At 44.9% G+C, this 19,671-nt stretch carries 12 protein-coding genes and 2 pseudogenes; 12 read left to right on the forward strand and 2 right to left on the reverse strand.

Translation table 11 applies throughout. From position 1 onward, the window contains the following. The first annotated feature begins 289 nt into the window (after positions 1-289). From EKN16_RS29440 to EKN16_RS33315, 5 genes and pseudogenes are all read left to right on the forward strand, one after another. Entirely contained in the window at positions 290-1,570 is a 1,281-nt protein-coding gene (locus EKN16_RS29440) for an ABC transporter substrate-binding protein (protein WP_125664892.1), read from the forward strand. Between the two features lie 4 nt (positions 1,571-1,574). Beyond that, complete coding sequence (locus EKN16_RS29445; protein ID WP_125664894.1) at positions 1,575-2,603, forward strand: FecCD family ABC transporter permease; 1,029 nt, start codon at positions 1,575-1,577, stop codon at positions 2,601-2,603. Beyond that, the gene (locus EKN16_RS29450) at positions 2,600-3,409 is read left to right on the forward strand and encodes an ABC transporter ATP-binding protein (RefSeq protein WP_125664896.1); all 810 of its coding nucleotides are present in this window, start codon (positions 2,600-2,602) and stop codon (positions 3,407-3,409) included. Before EKN16_RS29445 ends, EKN16_RS29450 begins: the two co-directional genes overlap by 4 nt. A gap of 82 nt (positions 3,410-3,491) precedes the next feature. Next, positions 3,492-3,881 (forward strand): annotated as a pseudogene (locus tag EKN16_RS33310) (ankyrin repeat domain-containing protein); the annotation flags it as partial. 27 nt (positions 3,882-3,908) lie between these two features. Beyond that, positions 3,909-4,373 (forward strand): antibiotic biosynthesis monooxygenase, encoded by a 465-nt coding sequence (locus tag EKN16_RS33315; RefSeq protein WP_232016613.1) that lies wholly within the window; start codon positions 3,909-3,911, stop codon positions 4,371-4,373. A 191-nt stretch (positions 4,374-4,564) separates the two neighbouring features. Here EKN16_RS33315 and EKN16_RS29460 read toward each other — a convergent pair whose 3' ends face one another. Then, a complete protein-coding gene (locus EKN16_RS29460) occupies positions 4,565-6,043 on the reverse strand; it encodes an esterase-like activity of phytase family protein (RefSeq protein WP_125664898.1) in 1,479 nt (492 codons plus the stop codon). Positions 6,044-6,287: 244 nt separating this feature from the next. On the opposite strand from EKN16_RS29460, the gene EKN16_RS29465 reads away from it, so the two are divergent. Next, the gene (locus EKN16_RS29465; protein ID WP_125664900.1) at positions 6,288-7,625 is read left to right on the forward strand and encodes an LLM class flavin-dependent oxidoreductase; all 1,338 of its coding nucleotides are present in this window, start codon (positions 6,288-6,290) and stop codon (positions 7,623-7,625) included. Positions 7,626-7,928: 303 nt separating this feature from the next. Here the strand turns inward: EKN16_RS29465 and EKN16_RS29470 are convergent, their stop codons facing one another. Continuing rightward, on the reverse strand, positions 7,929-8,630 hold the full coding sequence (locus tag EKN16_RS29470; protein ID WP_125664902.1) for a response regulator transcription factor: 702 nt from the start codon (positions 8,628-8,630) through the stop codon (positions 7,929-7,931). Positions 8,631-9,106: 476 nt separating this feature from the next. Here EKN16_RS29470 and EKN16_RS29475 point away from each other — a divergent pair. The 6 genes and pseudogenes from EKN16_RS29475 to EKN16_RS29500 form a co-directional block, all read left to right on the forward strand. Next, a pseudogene (locus EKN16_RS29475) lies at positions 9,107-9,211 on the forward strand (two-component system response regulator); the annotation flags it as partial. A 180-nt stretch (positions 9,212-9,391) separates the two neighbouring features. Next, a complete protein-coding gene (locus tag EKN16_RS29480) occupies positions 9,392-9,817 on the forward strand; it encodes a chemotaxis protein CheW (protein ID WP_125664904.1) in 426 nt (141 codons plus the stop codon). A gap of 1 nt (position 9,818) precedes the next feature. Beyond that, positions 9,819-12,398 (forward strand): chemotaxis protein CheW, encoded by a 2,580-nt coding sequence (locus EKN16_RS29485; RefSeq protein ID WP_125664906.1) that lies wholly within the window; start codon positions 9,819-9,821, stop codon positions 12,396-12,398. A gap of 8 nt (positions 12,399-12,406) precedes the next feature. Further along, positions 12,407-14,557, forward strand: a complete 2,151-nt coding sequence (locus EKN16_RS29490; RefSeq protein ID WP_164523045.1) for an EAL domain-containing protein — start codon at positions 12,407-12,409, stop codon at positions 14,555-14,557. 43 nt (positions 14,558-14,600) lie between these two features. Further along, positions 14,601-16,208: a methyl-accepting chemotaxis protein gene (locus EKN16_RS29495; RefSeq protein ID WP_232016078.1), complete on the forward strand. Its 1,608-nt coding sequence runs from the start codon at positions 14,601-14,603 to the stop codon at positions 16,206-16,208. A gap of 431 nt (positions 16,209-16,639) precedes the next feature. Beyond that, the gene (locus tag EKN16_RS29500; RefSeq protein WP_232016080.1) at positions 16,640-19,603 is read left to right on the forward strand and encodes a response regulator; all 2,964 of its coding nucleotides are present in this window, start codon (positions 16,640-16,642) and stop codon (positions 19,601-19,603) included. Positions 19,604-19,671: the final 68 nt, after the last annotated feature.

The raw sequence follows: 19,671 nt of genomic DNA on the forward strand, positions 1-19,671 counted from the left end.
CTAATTATGAACGGGGGGAAGTGTTCATCGTTCATGTTTCTTTACTGATTATAAGGGAATGAATCTCCCATTCCCTCATTCCTTAGACTGAATTCTAGGACCGACGGGAGGAGGATTTCACTGATTTGTATTCGATAATCGGTATCAGCCCAGCTCGAAAGAAACGGTGCCTGTACCAGAAAAAAAGGAATCTATTTCTAAATTATATATTGACAACGATAATCATTATCAATACAATGAAGAAGGTTAATTGATATTGATTATCATTATTAATAGAGGAGATGGGAAAATGTTTCGCAAGGCATTAACTGGTTTATTAGCTGCATCGGTGCTGCTGGCGCCTGTAACAACAACAGGAAAAGGTAACTTCGCAAGCGCTGCAAGTGCTGCAAGTGCAGCAATTAAAGTGACCTTGGATGGGAAAGCCGTTTCATTAGATGCTGTGCCGCAGGTTGTAAATGGAAGAACGTTGGTGCCTTACAGCAGTATTGTAAACGCGCTAGGGGGCAAAGCTTCTTGGGATTCCAAAAGCAAAACCATTTCGGCAAATCAAGGCGGGAACAATGTTAAGCTCACTGTCGGCTCCAGTTCCGCATACATAAATGGCGTTCGTACAACGCTAGACGCAGCTCCAGTCTTTGTGAATGGGAAGACCTTCGTACCTCTCCGTCTTATCTCTGAAGCCTTTGGCAAATGGGTAACTTACCACAAGAACATAAGTACGGTAGCTCTGAGCAGCAAGCTGACTGTGCAAACAAGCACCGGCTCCTTTACGTTGAATAAGAAACCAAGACGGATCGTTACACTGGCTTCTTCAGATACAGAAATTATCTATTCACTAGGTGGTTCAGTCGTTGGACGTCCTACTGCAATCGGCGCAGTGTATCCTGCTGAAGCAGCCGCTGTTCCAGAGGTAGGCAGTTCACATGGCATTCTATTCGAGAAGCTTGCAACACTGAAGCCGGATCTAGTTATTGCTAGTCCATCATTGAAAACCCAGCAGGCAACTATTGAGAAGCTGGGTGCTCAGGTGATGTTTAATTCACATAATACTTACGATGAGATTCAGGCCTCTGTGCGCTTATATGGCCGAATTCTCAGCCAAGAGACCAAAGCGGAGCAGCTTATTAAAGGAATGGACAAAAAAGTCGATTCGCTCACCAAACCGAAGGTGAAGCCAAAGACGCTTATTGTTTATGGTTCTGCGAGCAGCTTCGTCATTGCACTTCCAACAAGCTACCCAGGTAACTTCCTTGAGCTTTCTGGCGGGAAGAATGTAGCTTCTGATTTCCCGAAAATGGACACCATGCCGCAATATGCTGAGCTTAGTCTGGAACGTATTATCGCCTCCAATCCTGACCTTATTCTATTCATTACGCATGGTGACGCTGCAGAGGTGAAAGCAAGCTTTAAGAAACAGTTCGAGACGAATGCAGCTTGGAAGAGCCTAAGCGCTGTAAAAAATGATCAATTTGAAGTGCTGCCATCGGATCTCTTTGCTGCTAATCCTGGCCTGAGAGCGCCACAAGCCATTGAAACAATCAATAAGCTGCTGCTTCAGGTGAAATAGTACGATGGCTACCGTTTTATCCAGGGCGACAGCTCAAGAAGCACGCAATCCCAAATTTGTTCGTAATGCCACGATTCTAATCATAAGTATTGTCCTCCTGCTGCTTGCAGGGCTCGTTGGTCTAATGTCAGGCTCTATCTCTATCCCGGCTCGTGAAGTATGGACATCATTGTTCCATGCTTCCGATTCGGAAGCTCGCCAGATTGTATGGAACTTAAGACTTCCACGCATATTGACAGGCCTGCTGGCAGGGATTTGCCTTGCCGTTGCAGGTGCTTTTTTACAGGGAGTATTCCGCAATCCATTAGCTGATCCCGGTATTATCGGCGTTTCATCAGGCGGCGGGCTTGCAGCTGTTATCATTATGATTTTGTTTCCGGAGCAAATCGCTTACCTGCCCATCTCTGCATTCTTAGGTGCATTGGCTGCGGCAGTAACCGTCTACGCTCTCTCTTGGAAGGGAGGAGCTTCCCCCTTACGGCTCATACTGGCAGGAGTTTCGGTTAATTCCTTGCTTGGTGCGGCAATGACAGCTCTGATGATTCTCAATAGCGAGAAGGTTCAGGCTGTACTGCCATGGATGTCGGGAAGCTTGAACGGACGCAGCTGGATTCACTTTGAGACACTGCTTCCGTACACGGTAATCGGTATAATTGCCTCTATTTTCCTAGTGAAGCAGGCCAATCTTCTTGTATTAGGAGATGATGCTGCCAAGCTGCTTGGCAGTCGAGTGGAGATGGGCAGACTTCTGATCATTCTGCTGTCTACTTTTCTGGCGGGTGCTGCAATTAGTATTGTCGGGATGGTCGGTTTCGTTGGCTTGGTTGTTCCTCATATCGTGCGTTTATTAGTGGGGAATGATTATCGGATCTTTTTACCGCTATCTGCAATAGGTGGTGGGACTCTTATTATAGCGGCAGACACGGCGGCACGCAGCTGGTTTGACCCGATTGAATTTCCTGTAGGTATATTACTCGCGCTTCTGGGTGCGCCTTTCTTTCTCTATTTGCTTAGAAGGGGGTTTAAAGGATGACTCAAGCGTTAACGGCATCCGATCTGAAATATGGCTACCGCCCGTCAGAGTCCATTGTAGATGGCTTCAATTTAGGGGTTTCTACTGGTGAATGGCTCGGAATAGTTGGACCTAACGGATCTGGTAAGTCCACTGTCTTACGCATGCTGGCGAGGCTGGTTTCTCCGCAGCGAGGAACCGTATCCATGGGTGATCAGAATATGGCGGGCATGAATAGTAAGTCGATTGCTAGACAGATGACCATGCTGACGCAGACGCAGGAGGCTGCTTTGGACATTACTGTCCGTGATCTTGTGCGCAGAGGACGTAATCCTCATCTGAGATGGTACGAGGAATGTAGAGGCAAACATGAGGAAGTAGTCGATTGGGCTTTGCAAGTGACAAGCATGGGCGGACTGCAGCATCGTTCTCTTCTGGAATTATCAGGAGGAGAGCGGCAGCGTGCATGGCTTGCGATGTGTATGGCACAGACCCCTAATACCCTGCTGCTTGATGAACCGACGACCTATCTTGATATTGCGCATCAGTTGGAATTAATGGAGCTCATTCGTTTATTAAACCGTGAACAAGGGATTACAGTCATTATGGTTCTCCATGATCTTAATCAGGCTGCCCGCTATTGCGACCGAATTGTAGCGATGAAGCAAGGGGCTGTTGTACGGGAAGGGAAGCCCTCCGACGTGTTCCAGGTCGATTTCTTTCGCGATGTATTCGGAATCGAGGCAAAGGTGCACAACGATGATGGAGTGCCGGTTTTTCTTCCGTGCGGCGTAGTCAGACAACAAGCACATGAAGAAATTGCTTAGTCAATGAATCATTTGGTTTGGGTATTTAATAGACTATTATATAATTCGTCTATTGTGTGACGAATTAAAAAGGAGAGTTCATGTGGCAAAGGTAGCCCTTGATAACGAGCTGGTAAGAGAATTTGTTGGAGCAGCGCATGCTGATCTACGTAAAGTTCAAGCATTGCTGGAGCAAGAACCTGGTTTATTGCATGCATCGATGAATTGGGGCGGAGATGATTGGGAGACCGCTCTCGGAGCAGCTTCTCACGTCGGACGACGTGATATTGCGCAGTGGCTGTTAGCCAAAGGAGCTCGTTTGGATCTATTCGCTGCAGCCATGCTGGGAGATCTTGATCTTGTACAGACCACGCTTAATAACTATCCGCAAATGGTCCATGCAGCTGGTCCGCATGGTATTCCTTTGATGCAGCATGCGTTAATGGGCGGCGAGCAGGCTAAAGGAGTTGTGGAGTTTTTGAGATCACTAACTGACACGGAGGAAAGGGGTAATAAAGGAATGATACTCGTTGAGAATCGGATTGAAGTGCGCGCTGGGTTTGGAGAGGCTGTTCTGGAGCGATTCCGTACACCAAAGACTGTACACACATTCCCAGGCTTTGTTCGAATGGATGTACTGCACACGACGAATGGGGAAGGAAACGAAGAAATTCGCGTATGTACAACATGGGAGAAAGAAGCAGACTTCCATGCATGGGCGAACAGTGATTCGTTCCGTCATGCGCATGCTCGCCGTGCGGAAGCAGCAGCTTCAGCAGAACAGGCAGAAGCGCAACCCTCGTCGACTCCTGCAGCTCACAGCCACGGTGCGCCAGAAACAGGTGCTGCAAGCGACGCGCAAAATAATCATCCATCTGGCGAAGCGGCAGCAGCGAATGGGCCAATCGTTGGGAACAAGGTGACCATTTACCAAGTTGTCGTTTCACATTTGCCGGAGCCAGCGGCTGCAGCACCTGCTCACTAAAAAGAATCTACAAATGAACGCCAGAACCGTCCGTAATATTAGGGCGGTTTTTTCGCAGTTTTAGGTGTGAAAAGGACTGTTTCTCAGCTCTGTAATGAATTTGAAAAGGGACAAGCCAGAAGCAGTTATTCGCTGCCTCTGGCTTGTCCCCTGTTGTACCATAAAGAATTACCTCAGAACTTATCACAGAATTACCACAAATCTTTTACTTCAATCACCCAAACCTGTGTTTGTTTATCATTAATCTTCAGGACGCCATTCGCATCATACTCGCCGACTCCGAAATCATTGTCGTTTGTAATAGCGATCGTGTTCTTATTCACAACAGTCAAGCCTTCAAACTTCTCGAATGGATAGTCAAGCTTCGTCAAATCAAGAACTAGCGATTTGGCTGCTGTGATGATTTTCTTTTCTTTTAATTGATCCAGAGAAGTTCCTTCAAGATTGCTGCTTAGATCTTGGTTAAGAATATTCGTTGCATGTGAAAGATCGATCTTGTACACGCGTTTGATTTGTGCTGCACTGCCTTCATTTTTATCGCGCTCGTCAACTAGCAATACATCCGTGGACAAGGCTTGAAGATCGGAGATAACGACATCTTTTTGAGCAACGTTAACGAATGTTTTAGCATCTTCGGCGGCGTATACATATTCGCCAACGATTTGTTTTGTGGCAAGATCCATTTTTAAAATACGCAGGTTGCGAGACGCTTCGCCCGTCGCTTTATCTGGCACCGCCATTGGGCTTTGGATCGATGCATAGAGGAATTTACCGTCTGGGCTAATCGTTACGCCTTCAAAACCACGATTCGCAATACGTTTAGAATAGATCGCTGGGAGCGTATCAAAGATAGGCGTTTGTGCACCTTTAAGCTTCTCTTTGTCACCAGTAGGAACATAACGGCCGATCAGCGTGCCATCACGCTTAATTTGGATAAGTGAAGGACGGTACTCATCGGACATCCAGAACGTATCATCGGATGGACTGTACGTAATTCCTTCTAGATCAAGGCCATCAGGATCTAGAGGAAGCAGCGTTTTACCTGTATTGTCGTAGGACTTCTCATCCGTGCTTACATTGCTGAGGCCGGTCGTGTTGCGGTTTTTGGAAACCACACCTGCTGCACCTACTGGTAGCAATATTTTATTCGTTTCGAGAACTTTGATTTGATCGCCATCCAGTTGGATTTTGTAAAAGCGAGGAACATAATCTTGTACCGGGAAGGTACGGTTTACTGATTTATCGATGGTAATTTGTCCGTTAGGGCCACGGTCTGCAAGGGAATAGAATACGTTATCAGGATCGCCTGGTACGTGCACGAGTCCAGAGAAGCCGCCCTCTTTAAGGCCCGAGCCTAGATCAGGTGCAGTCGTCCATGTGTATTTGTTAGCAACGAATGGGTATTCCTTTATAGTGAGTGTTTTGCTGCTGTTATCCCATGTCACCTTTTGGCCAAGCGCATCGCCGATTGCTTTAACGGGAACATATAAGCTGCCATTAATCGTGACAGGATCTTTGTCTAGTTTCACTTCATTCGTGCCTGCAACGAGCTTCGCCTTTATAGCGAACGCTTTTAAAGCTACCTCTGCTGCTTGTGCAATCTGAGTGCTGAATGCAACTACGGATACAACACCAAGGGCTGCAACCCACTTCTTGGAAACCAACTTCATTATCATCTCTCCTCGATCACTATGTACAATCTTTGTCTTTTCATAGAATAGAAGAAGATTGTTAAGCGGAAATGATTAAATTATGAAAAATTTGTAAAATGGATTAGCTCGTGCTCTCGTATAGAAAAAAGCTATACCTGCATTGAACACTTTTATTAGACGCGTATGAATGAGAATGTTAAAATACGACCATAAAACACATTTAATCACTTGGAATTATCGGAAATAAGAGAGGGATGATAAAATGACGACTCCACGAAAAATCAGACTAGGGGCTATACTTAACGGTGCTGGAGGGAATATGGCGGCTTGGAGACACCCAGATGCTCCCGCCGATGCCAGTGTGAATTTTCCTTATTATAAGCACTTGGCGTTGAAAGCAGAGGAAGGCAAATTTGATTTTCTATTTGTTGCAGATGGTTTGTTTATCAATGAGAAGTCGATTCCTCACTTTCTGAATCGTTTTGAGCCGATTACTGTTCTGTCTGCGCTTGCAGCAGTCACTTCTAATATAGGGCTTGTAGGTACCTTGTCTACCTCCTATAGCGAGCCCTTCACAGTAGCCCGTCAATTCGGTTCAATTGATCAAATTAGCGGCGGCCGATCAGGCTGGAACGTAGTCACTTCGCCACTTGAGGGGACAGCCCTTAACTTTAGCAAAGCAGAGCATCCAGCACATCCCGTGCGTTATCGAATCGCTGATGAGTATTTGGACGTAGCCAAGGGCTTATGGGACTCATGGGAGGAAGATGCCTTCACGCGCAACAAAGAGACCGGTGAATATTTTGATCCTCAGAAGATGCATCGTTTGGATCATCAAGGGGAGTTCTTCTCTGTTCAAGGCCCGCTGAACGTCGGAAGATCCAAGCAGGGGCAGCCGGTTATTTTCCAAGCGGGAGCCTCGGAGGATGGTAAGAACTTTGCAGCCAAGGTAGCAGATGCGATCTTCGCAAATGCTCCGACTCTAGAAGAAGCGAAGCTGTATTACGCGGATGTCAAGAGACGGGTTAAAGAGCAAGGCCGCTCGCCGGAGGAGGTTCTCATCTTCCCTGGTATAGGTGCCTATATCGGAAGCACGGAAGAAGAGGCGGAGCGCATATATACGGAATCAACACAGCTGGTCAGCATTTCGGATGCACTTAACTATTTGGGACGCTTTTTTGAGCATCATGATTTCTCGCAATATCCACTGGATGAGCCATTCCCAGAGATTGGAGAACTCGGCAAAAACAGCTTCCGCAGCATGACGGACCGAATCAAGGAGGAAGCAAAGGAAAAAGGCTTCACTCTGCGTGAGGTAGCCCTGCGGGTTACAACACCGCGAAGTCCATTCACCGGTACACCTGAGAAAGTGGCTGATCTTCTCCAGCAATGGTTCGAGGAAGGCGGAGCGGACGGCTTTATCGTCGGAGGTGGGGTGCCTGGCGGATTCGAGACCTTCGTCGAGCAGGTCGTGCCGATTCTGCAGAAGCGTGGTCTGTATCGTGAAGAGTATGAGTCGGATACGCTGCGCGGCAACCTAGGTGTTCGGGTTCCGGAGAATAGATACGCCAAGGAGCGGGAAGCGGAGAAGATTGGTTAAATAATTGCTTGTATAGAAATTAGCAGCATTCACGCTATGCTATGCTGTATCATCTGAGCTGCACCCCTTAGCGTAGACATTGGTAAAACCCCCAGGGTAAACCGATGTCTACGCTAAGGGGTGAATTTTTATGGGGAGGAAAGTTCAACTGTTTAACCGTTATCCCGATACGCTGAAGCGGGAGGCGACACTAGAGCATGATGCTCTGGGAAGGGGTTCTTGAATATATCCATTCGGTGTACTGGCTAGAACTACGACAGGGGATTTTGGGGAGGGCATGGAAGATAAGCTTATTAATAATATTTACAAAACGAATTTATAACCGACGCCCCTTACTGTTTTGATATGTCTTGGCTCTTTGGGGTTCTTCTCGATTTTTCTTCGCAAATTTGTTATATGCACGTCAATAGAACGATCATTTACGAAATAATCAAATCCCCGCAATCCATTAATTAGATCTTCTCTCCGAAAAACTTTTTCTGGATTTCCGAATAATAACTTGATTAGTTCAAATTCCGAGAACGTAATCTCAGTCGCTTCCCCTTGAACGAATAAAATTCTTTTCTCTATATTAACGTCTATGACACTTTTGGGAGCTTCACTATGATTCAATGCATGAACAGTTTTCATAGCAGGAGGAGCTTGCTTTAATCGGCGTAGTACGGCTAATATTCTGGCTTTCATCTCATGCATACTGAATGGTTTGCATAAATAATCGTCAGCGCCAACGGTGAAAGCTTTGATTTTTTCGCTAACCTTTGAGTTTGCTGAAATGATAATGATCGGCACCGTGGTGATTTTGCGGAGAGTATTGCACAAGTCTGTTCCTTCAAAATCGGGAAGCTTCAAGTCAAGTAATATGAGCTCCGGTTCAAATTCGTTAAGAACAAGCACGCCCTCCTGTCCGTTGTGGGCCCGCAGAACTAGGAAGTTCTCCTCAGTAAGATACATGCGAATCATTTCACCGATAATATCGTCGTCCTCAATTAATAAAACCTTGTGCATGAGTAATCCCCCAAATTATCTTTTCTGAACTGTTTTTTTGAAGTTCTAATGTAAGAAGGTATATTTGCATACTGCTCATTAATTGTATTATATTGTGTCGAAATTTGGAAAGGAATCTTTAAAACGCACTAACTTTCCATTGAGCTGCTAGACCTAATAATTTTAAGCGAAAATTAGTTATGTATTAATTTGATTGTTAAAAAACTAATAAATTCTCTGGAACAACACTAACATTTGTACAGTATGATTTCAGTAATAGGTAAAAAGTAATAGAAATATTACATTTTTTTATGTTTGTACATTTCTAAAGGAGGGAATATTTTCATTGCTAACATCTAATGAAAAAGTATGCGAACTATTGGAATGTACAATTGATTCTGTTAAACAAGTGATGCATATACCAGTCACGATAGATGGGCGCTTGGAGTCGTTTGGTAGGCTAGGAGAGACCCTGTATGAAAAAGGCGGCATAGTAGATGGCAAATATTTTGGTTGTTGATGACGCAGCTTTTATGAGAATGATGTTAAAGGATATCCTTTCTAAAGGCGGTCATCATATTATTGGCGAAGCAGCCAGTGGTGATTAGGGCGAGTGACTCAGTGACTCTATGAAATTTTGTTTTCGTTAATAATGCTAACAATAATATTAGCGGCTTATTAGTGTGAATGTTGAAAGCCTTTTCAAAATATGCTGTACCTAGTATTTCGCTCCCATGTATATAGGGAAACCTAAGTAGAAACAAAAAAGGAGTCTAGTAAGCATGGATGCACAGCAGTTTATAGAAGTAGGTTTGCATCACGAACGGTTTGCTGTTCCCATCCTGGGGATACAGGAAATTATCAGAATGCAGGCTATCGCCGAAATTCCCAACAGCCATTCTGATCTAGAAGGAGTCATCAATCTTAGGGGGAAAATGGTTCCCGTCGTCAGTTTGTGCAAGACATTAGGCAAGCCATACACCGGACATAGCTCTTCCACGCGCATTGTGATTGTATGTCACGGAGAAGTCGCTGTGGGATTAGTAGTCGACAGGGTTTATCATGTTACAACCTTCTCGCGTATTCAGAATACGCCAGTCGGCAGTGACCGTGTGGATCAGAACCTGATAGCAGGTATAGGACATGCGGATGATCGGCTAGTCAGCATATTGACGATCGAAGCTGTGCTCGAACAGAGGGGGCTGTAACATGGATAACATCACTTCGGCATACATGAGCATATACCTGGATGAATTAGAGGAACAACTGCAAATTTTGGATCAAATGCTGCTTGAATTGGAACGGGTCAGCGAGCAAAATGCTCTGCCTGTGCTGCAAACTATTTTCAGAGCGGCACATACGCTTAAAGGCTCGTCTGCTGTAATGGGCTTCGAGCAAATTAAGGATTTGACCCATAAGGTGGAAAGCGTTTTTGATTTGCTTCGTAACAATCGTTTAGCGTTGGATGTTAATTTGGTCAATGTGCTGTTTCGCTGCGTTGATTATTTGAAAGTGCAAAGAGAGCTGTTTCTGCAGGGAGTGCATGTCGAGAAACCGATATATGAGCTGCTGGAGCTGCTTGAACCCTACATGAGCCCTTCGGAAAACGTTGCGATGAAGAGCAAAGAGAACGAAACGGGCATGAATGCCCCGCTGCAAGCTGGCGATTTGCTGATCGAGCTCTTCGAGGATCAAGACATTCCTTCGTTTCTTACTGGCCTTAAAGAGAATGAGAAGCTCAGTATCGTGAATTTTTCCATGAAGGCAGATATCGAGATGCCCGCGGCAAGAGCATTGCTGCTTGTTGAACAATTAAAGATGAAGGGGAATTTCCATGATTTCCGTCCTTCAATTAGTGAAATGTTATCTGAGCAATGGCAGCCTTGCCCTATATATGGCTTGTTCTCAACAAGTGAAAACATGGAGAGCTATATTCAGGAATTGAAGGTAAGTTCCTACTTAAACCACATCTCGATTGTGCCTGTTAAACCTGAGTCCCTCACGGAGTCCAAGAAATTGATTCTACCGGAAGTATTTGTACCGGCTACTGAAAATAACGAAGCAGCCGAAATTTCCGGTAAGGAAAACAAAGGGAATATCAGCCAAACTGTACGTGTCGATGTCAGTCGTCTGGAGCATCTGATCAATCTCGTGGGGGAATTAATTATCGATCAGACGCGTCTGCATGAAGTGGGGAGACAACTCAGAAGCCGTTTTAAGGGCGAGAATGAAATCGGCTCGTTAGAGGATATCACCAACCATTTGGGTCGGGTGATCGGCGAGCTGCAGGAAGGTATGATGAAAACTCGGATGCTTCCAATCGAACAGTTGTTCAATCGCTTCCCTCGCCTGATCCGCGATTTGGCGCAGCAGGCAGGCAAAGAAATTGAATTAACGATCGAGGGGAAAGAAACGGAGCTGGACCGCACTCTGATCGAAGAAATCAGCGATCCGCTGATCCATATGCTGCGCAATGCTGCCGACCACGGGTTGGAGCCGCCGGAAGAAAGGGCGCGGATCGGGAAGCCAACCAAAGGTCAGATCGTGCTGAAAGCCACGCATCAAGAGAATGCAATCGTACTAACGATTGCAGATGACGGTCGTGGGATCGACCCTGAGAGAAACAAGCGGAAGGCAATCGAGAAGGGCTTCCTGACTGAAGAGGAAGCAAATCGTCTATCACGCAAAGAGCTTATCTCGCTTATATTCCGTTCCGGGATGTCCACAGCCGAGCGGGTAACTGATTTGTCCGGTCGAGGAGTCGGCATGGATATTGTACGTGCGCATATCGAAAAGCTGAACGGGATTATTGATATTGATACCACATTAGGTCAAGGAACGATATTTACCATCAAGCTTCCATTAACGCTTGCCATCATTCGTTCCTTGTTGGTTGAAGTCGATAGCCGCACATACGCTTTACCGCTCGTCAATGTGATCGAAATTTCCAGACTGCATGAGGAGGATATTAAGACGCTCCAAGGGCGCGAGGTATGTATGGTTAGAGGTGACATCGTCCCATTGGTCCGATTGAACCATATTCTTCGTGTCTCCAGTCAAGAACCGAGAGAGAGTCACGAAAAGAGCCGAATGTTCATCGTAATCGTCGGTATGGCGGAGAAACGGGTCTGTCTTTTGGTCGATCATCCGATTGGTAATCAAGAAATCGTTATTAAAACACTGGGGAATTATGTGGGGCACGTACCCTTTATTGCCGGCTCGACCATCCTGGGGGATGGGGGTATTGCCCTTATTCTGGATGTTGGATCCATTATCCGAAATAGCGGGAGCGCCCGGACTTTGGGTGATGGGAAGCAGCCCGGTTCTAAGGTTGTTAAGGATTTGAAGTTGGTGACCTTTGCGCTGGACTCGGAAACTTACGCACTGGATATCCATAAGGTCAAGGAGATCATTACGCCGACTCAGCTGACCCAAATGGTTTCTAGCGATCCCTTCTTATTGGGAATTATCAATCTTCGAGGCGCCTTGCTGCCTGTTTACGATCTCAGGCTCAGCCTTGGCATGGCGATGCAAGCGCAATCTCCGGAAAACCGTATCATGATTATCGAAGTCGGTAACAAGGATGTTGGGTTTTGGGTGGATCGGGTGACTCAAGTGCTGACAATCGGCGAAGATGCGATTGAACCCGTTCCGGAAGGAATGGAAGGCCGGCTGCGTCAAGCTGTCAATGGGATTTGCAAAGCGAATAATCAATTAATCACATTATTGGATGTGGAACGCTTGCTGCCGCAAGAAAGCGAGAATCAAGAGCAAAAGGCTGGCTTCTGATGAATACAATGGACAGATACGGAGTTCTGATTGTTGATGATTCCAGCTTGATGAGGCAAATGGCGATGGCATTGTTTGAGCAGGATTCACAATTTTTTATTGCAGGAACAGCGAAGAATGGACTGGATGCACTCGATTGTATCGTGGAATTCAGGCCGGATTTGGTTGTCATCGATGTGGAAATGCCTGAAATGGATGGTCTTACTGCGCTTCATTTTATTATGAATCATTGTCCTGTCCCTGTGGTCATGCTCAGCAGTTATACGTCCGAAGGCTCGATGCAGACGATTCAAGCCATGCGTATGGGTGCTGCGGATTATTTTCATAAAGATATCCTGTTTCAAAAGCCAGTTAACGATTTGATGACCGAAGAGTTTCTGCAACGGTGTAAAATTGCGATTAAAAATGGGGTTCACGGCTTCTTTGGAACGGTCGCCTCGTCGAAGGAAATGGCTGTAAAGGTACTATTGGAGTGGATAAATTATAGCGTAAAAATGGAAGAAGACTTACGAATTGCACAGCAGGAATTTCGCAAAACGCTTTCGCAGCAGAATGGAATGGTGTTCAAATTTATCGAAGAGCAGGGACGTTTCCTTCATACGAGCTGCGAAGGTGAGCTGTTGTTTCGAATGGGCTTGAAGCCGGAACAGATCGTCGATAAGGAATTGCATGACTTTTACCCTGCGCAGATTGCAGAGCACCATTGGATTCATTATTCTAAGTCCTGGTCTCAACAAAGGGTCATCCGGTACCAGACAGAATGGAAGAGCTTGTCCTACTTGACTGTGTTAAGGCCAGTTGTTCGGGACGGTAAGGTCATTGAGGTCATGTCTCTAAGTGTTGACATTACGGAGCAAAGAAGAACAGAAGAGCATATGAATTATTTAGCCAATCACGATCAGCTTACAGGTCTGCCTAACCGGAAGTTTTTTTCGGAGTTCCTTAGACAAACACTGGATCAAGCGCAATCGGCATCGAATAGTTTTGCCGTGCTTTATGTGGGACTTGATCATTTTAAGTTGATTAATGATACGCTCGGGCACGATACAGGAGACTGGCTTTTACAAATTATATCCCGCAGATTGGAACGAAGCATCCAGGGAAGACGAAGAGTTGCGCGAGTGGGAGGGGATACGTACTTATTGATGCTGCCCTTGAACAGTCCGGAGGGTATTGCAACGACCGCTGAGCAGATATTGAGCATTGTCAAAGCGCCTATTCTGCTGAACGGACAAGAGATCCATACGAGTGTAAGCATGGGGATCAGCCGATTCCCACATGATGCAACCGAAGTTGAAAGTTTGATAGCAGCAGCGGAAATGGCCATGTACAACGCCAAAGAACAAGCAAGCAGCAGCTATCAGTTTTACAGCAGGAAAATGAATGAACGGTTTCATAAACGCATGGAGCTAGAGAACCACTTGCGCAAAGCGATTGAGAATGAGGAATTGCGTCTTCTTTATCAGCCGGTGGTTGATTCTTACACAGGTCAAATTGTAGGTCTGGAGAGTCTTCTCCGATGGCATAATCCTCATCTTGGGCACGTACCGCCCTCCGACTTTATTCCGGTTGCCGAGGAAACCGGACTTATTCTTGAGATTGGGGAGTGGGTTTTAAAAGAAGCCTGTAAGCAAAACAAGATATGGCAGGTCGCTGGCTTGCCAAAAATGTTTATTTCAGTCAACCTGTCCAGCCGTCAGTTTAATGATTCACGATTGAGCAGGACGATTCAACAAATATTGGAGGAGACGGAGCTGCTGCCTCAATATTTGGAGCTGGAAATAACCGAGAGCATGACCATGGATGTCAGAGTAGCATTGGATACGCTGTATGAGCTCAAGAAGCTGGGTGTCCAGATAGCTATGGACGATTTTGGGACAGGATACAGCTCGCTTGGTTATCTGAAGGACTACCCGATTGATAAAATGAAAATCGATCAATCCTTTATAAAGGGGCTGCAGCATAATCAGGTAAACGCGGCGATTGTTAATACGATGATTGCGATGGCTCATAATCTGGGTCTTCAGGTCGTGGCCGAAGGTGTGGAGACAGAAGAGGAATTGCATTTGCTCAAGGATTATGGCTGTGGACTGCTTCAAGGCTATTATTTCAGCCCACCCACTGACGTCGAACGGATCGTGGAACTCATTACCCCGTAGGTGAAATGAAGAGCAAATGTATGTACAGATGAAATAACAAATTATGAAACAGAGGGTGAACCAAATGAAGATCATCATGAATTTGAAAACTTCGGTTAAATTAATTTCCGCATTCGTTATCATTGCCATTATTGTAGCTGCAGTTGGTATTTATAGCATTTCAAATTTACGCCTGATGGATAACTATCTCAAAACGATGTACAGCAACAACCTCATTTCCGTGCAAAACTTGTCTGAAGCACAGTACAGTACGCAAGAAATGCGAGTTGCTATCCGTGACATAGGCACCGCTGCGACGAAAGCGGATAAAGATAAGTTAGTTACTAATGCTCAGGTTAGCCTGAAAGATATTCAGGAAAGGATCGATACTTACCGGAATACTCCGCTTACCCAGCCTGAGAAAGACGAACTAAAGAACTTTGATTTACTTTATCCGGCTTATTCGAAGGCTTTCGAAACTGCGACTCAGCTTGCGTATAAGGATGACATCACAGAATTCAATAATTTTAAGACGACGGAATTAAGAACTGCGGCAACCAATTTACGTGAGAGCTTGGTTAAATTGATGGACATCAATGTCAAATTGGCTAAAGAAGTTAATGAGACAGCGAATAAAGAGTATAGGACTGCCCGGACTATCACCATTGTTGTTGTTATCATCGCTTTCCTCGTTAGCATTATCTTGGGATATATAATCGCACAAATGATTGCTCGGCCATTGAATAAAATGGTGTCCTTGGTCGCTAAAGTAGCAAGCGGTGATTTGCGAGAGAAGCTTGATATGGATACCAAAGACGAGGTAGGCCAGCTCTCGGTTTCTATTAATCAGATGATCGCTAGCTATCAGCAGCTGATCGGGGGCATCTTGCAATCCTCGCAAAGTGTGGCAGCCGCTTCTGAAGAAATATCTGCAGGTACGGAAGAAATCGCCAGCAGCAGCACGAATCAAGCTAATTCGGCCCAATCCATCTCGGAACTGTTTGAAGAATTGACAATTGTTATTAATTCCGTAGCTCTAAATGCCGAGCATGCAGCAGAGCTGTCGAAACAAACCGTGGTTACCGCCAGTGAAGGCGAGAAGGTCGTACAAGCGTCTTTAAGGGGCATGCAGCAGGTTAACCAAACGATGGCTCGTCTAGAAGATGATTCTTTGACAATCGGTTCCATTATCGAGGTCATCGATGATATTGCCGATCAAACCAATCTGCTTGCGCTTAATGCCGCCATTGAAGCGGCTCGGGCAGGAGAACAAGGTAAAGGGTTTGCTGTCGTTGCCGACGAGGTTCGTAAACTCGCGGAGCGCAGCAGCCAAGCGACTAAAGAGATCTCAGCTATTATTAAAGTGATGCAAGATAACACCAAAAAAAGTGTGGAGGCTGTGCTGGAAAGTGTGGCACAGTCCTCCCAAACAGGAGAAGCGTTCCAAACGATTATTCGAATGGTCGATGATTCCTCGCAAAAAGTCCATGAAATCGCGGCTGCCTGCGAAGAAGAAGCAGCCCAAGCTACCGAAGTTATGCTGTCCGTCCAGTCGATTGCCGCTGCCAGTGAGGAATCCGCAGCCGCATCGGAAGAAACGGCTGCTACTTGCCAATCGCTGGCGGAGCTTGCCGAAGACCTTCATACTTCCGTATCTGTTTTTAAAATTTAATCCTTAAAATAAGGCTCATCTTTCGAGACTGCTGTAGAAACTACAGCAGTCTGCTTTTTGAGGGAGAGATCTCCTCCTCGCTGTTCCCCTACTTCTATTCGTATTTCCTTAAAGCTCAAATTCAAAAAGCTCATAAAATCGGATAAAAAACAAAAATGCACCGAAGTGCAATTGGAAGATGGAAGACACCCACCACCATTAACCAATTGTGCGAGGTGTATTTTCTTGAATTGCGATATACCAATACGGATGAATTACCATGATTTGGAGTCTATGCAGACAACAAAAAAGTAGGGTATCCTCGGGATTATCGTAATCACCAAGGAGGAATGCTGTCGCGTGGCTGGAGTTGAGCGCTCGCTGAACATATTTAGTGGGAATAAATAGTATAGGGGGAAATTATGTTTCGTGATTTTGCGCTATGTTTTTCGGTGTTGACGTTTATCCTGTTTTATTTCGGGGTGGTCACGAAATCTGGATTTATGGATTATACCGCTATTCCCCGTGTTCTTGTAGCCGGAGTCAGCTTTTGTATCATGGGCCATTTCATTCTTAAGTATATCGCTGGTTATTGGAAACGATGGTTTTTGCTGCTTCTAGGCACCGTTGTTGGGCAGATGACCCTGTATCTCTTTTTTCATGTGCCGATAAATCCGCTTTATCTGACGATGATTGTTGTCGGTGGATTGTATACAGCTGCAATTCTGGATTATTTAATTCGCTCTAACAAGCTGCAGCAACAGCTGGAAGATGTGCAAAAAGGAGTGCTGGACATGCTTCGTTTTCAGCCAGGGGTGACGTTCAAGTTTGTGAAAGACAAGGAAAATTCCTATATTCATACCATGTTGGAAGGACAGCTTTTACATAAATTAATTGAAGGATATTCATCCACATTTGGAACACCATTCAATCTAGAGAACCTTCCCCCCATTGTTTTGGAAAGTTACGACAAAGCTTGGCGCGGCGAGGCGAACGCCTACGAAATGGAGTATAACGGGCTGGTTATTATTACATCTTTATTCCCGGTTAAAGATGCTGCCGGAGAGGTCAAAGAAGTGATTGGCACGGTTTTGGATATGACCGATCACATTCTGGCCCAAAATCGGATTAAGGAGAGCGAGCAGCTGTATCGTGCACTCGTCGAGAATTCACAGGATTTTATTATTGGGTTCCAGTCTGATGGCAAATTGGTTTCTGCAAATCAGAAGTTTTGTAAAGCTTTTCAGTGTGATTCAGAACAACTGTTGGGCAAATTGCTGACGGAATTGGTAAAAATAGATTCGGAGCGCGAATGGCTGGAACGCTTAAGGATGGCTGTGGTAAGTAGGAAAACACAGAAATTTGAAGCAGACATTGAAATGCCTTGCGGTGAAAAATATGAATGTATCCTAACGCTGACGCCTTATTTTGATGCTGCGGGGCACGAGATGAAGGGGATTATTGGAAACATTCACGACATTACCGACTATAAAAGAAGAAGGGAATCGGAAGCGGCTAATCAGGCAAAGAGCCAGTTTTTGGCCAGAATGAGCCATGAAATACGAACTCCATTGAATGGAATCATTGGCTTATCATTGCTCATGCAGCGAACGGAGCTTTTGGATATCCAAAAAGAGTATATGGACAAAATTCAGTCTTCATCGAATGCCCTGCTTGGAACGATAAACGATATATTGGATTTTTCTAAAATTGAAGCGGGTCAAATTACGCTTGAGAAAGTAGATTTCTCTTTGGATGAGTTGTTTCAGAGACTGGCTGATGTATCCAGTGTAACACTTGGAATGAAGCAAATAGAGATGATTATCGATACCTCAGCCGATCTACCTGTCGTAGTCAACGGGGATCCTTTCCGATTGGAACAAGTGTTAATCAATTTGACCAATAATGCGATCAAGTTCACGGAAAATGGCCATGTTTTGATCAAAGTAAGATTAGAGGAGTACGTTGATGATCATCTCCTTGTATCTTTTTCTATTGAGGATACCGGAATTGGTATTTCTGAGGAGCAGCTATCCAAACTATTTATGCCCTTTGCACAAGCGGATATTTCAACAAGTCGAATATATGGCGGTTCAGGACTAGGTTTGGTTATTTGTCAGCATCTCGTCGAGTCTATGGGGGGAATGCTGGAGGTAGAGAGTATCCTCGGGAAAGGCAGCACATTCTTCTTTAGCGTGATGTTTGAAAGAAATCGGCAAGAAATAAATCCTGCTCCTGAACTTGTTGAAGGCAACCTGCGTGTGATTATAGCTGAAGATTACCCGCTTGCCCGTGATTATTTATCTGAAATTTCGAGTTCATTTCAATTACGGGTCGGGACTGTTTCGTCAACTTCAGAGTTATTCCAAACGTTAAATAAAGACGCTTCTGTTGATTATTCTCATCAGATTGATTTCATTGTAGTGGATATGGAAATGGATCATATGAACGCCCTCCAAATTTGGAAACGTTTCTTGGACTCTTTAAATCGAGAGAAGACAAGGGTTATTGCTATTACAACTGTTTTCGGTAGAGAGGAACTGTTACAGCTTCCTTACGAGCTAAGAGCTGATGCTACATTAATAAAGCCAATCAGCAGATTTAGTTTATTTCAAACCTTTCAAGCACTGACACAGAATCAGGATAGGGATGAATCTTATCACAGCCTAAACCATAATAAGTTCATAGGTAAAGTAGTTGAAACCAAAGGCTGCATTCTAGTTGCGGAAGACAATGAAATTAATCAGTTGGTCATTTCAGAGCTTCTCAAACAATTGGGTTATTCTGTTGAGATTGCTATAAATGGTTTCGAGGTACTGGAAAAGGCGAACCTTTTAAATTGGAATCTCATTCTCATGGACCTTCATATGCCGGAAATGGATGGCTACGAAACAACAAAGAAGCTTAGGCAAAACAAATTGTACAATCGAATGCCAATTATCGCCCTGACGGCAAATGTGATGAAGCAAGATCATGAAAATTGTTTGAAAATCGGAATGAACGACATTTTGATAAAACCTGTGGATGTAAAGCGGTTGGAAGAAATCATCGACAAATGGCAGAATCTTGACTGGCTTCATCATCTGAAGGGCATTCATGCGGAGCGGCTGCTGGAACAATTGGATGGAAAAATTCACATTGTCCAATATGTAATTAAGAAATTTAACGAGGAGTATCACAATTTCGCACAAGATGTTGAGGAGGCCTTGGTTAGAAAGCAGCTTTCGAAGATTCGCAGAGTGGTTCATACTTTAAGAGGTGTTGCAGGAAATCTGTGTGCGGACTCCTTGTTATCAGCTGTTATTGAGTTGGACTTAATGTTGGAAAGCGGCTTTAGTGAGGAAAATTGGAAAGTGAATATCAATAAGGTCCAAATGGAAATAAATTTAATCGTAGATTCGATACATGATCTATGACTTGACACATCCTCTCTTTTATTTGACAAGCAACAATGGGTGAGAGTGATATCACACCCATTGTTCCT

The sequence above is a fragment of the Paenibacillus baekrokdamisoli genome (genome assembly GCF_003945345.1).
Taxonomy (GTDB): domain Bacteria; phylum Bacillota; class Bacilli; order Paenibacillales; family Paenibacillaceae; genus Paenibacillus_Z; species Paenibacillus_Z baekrokdamisoli.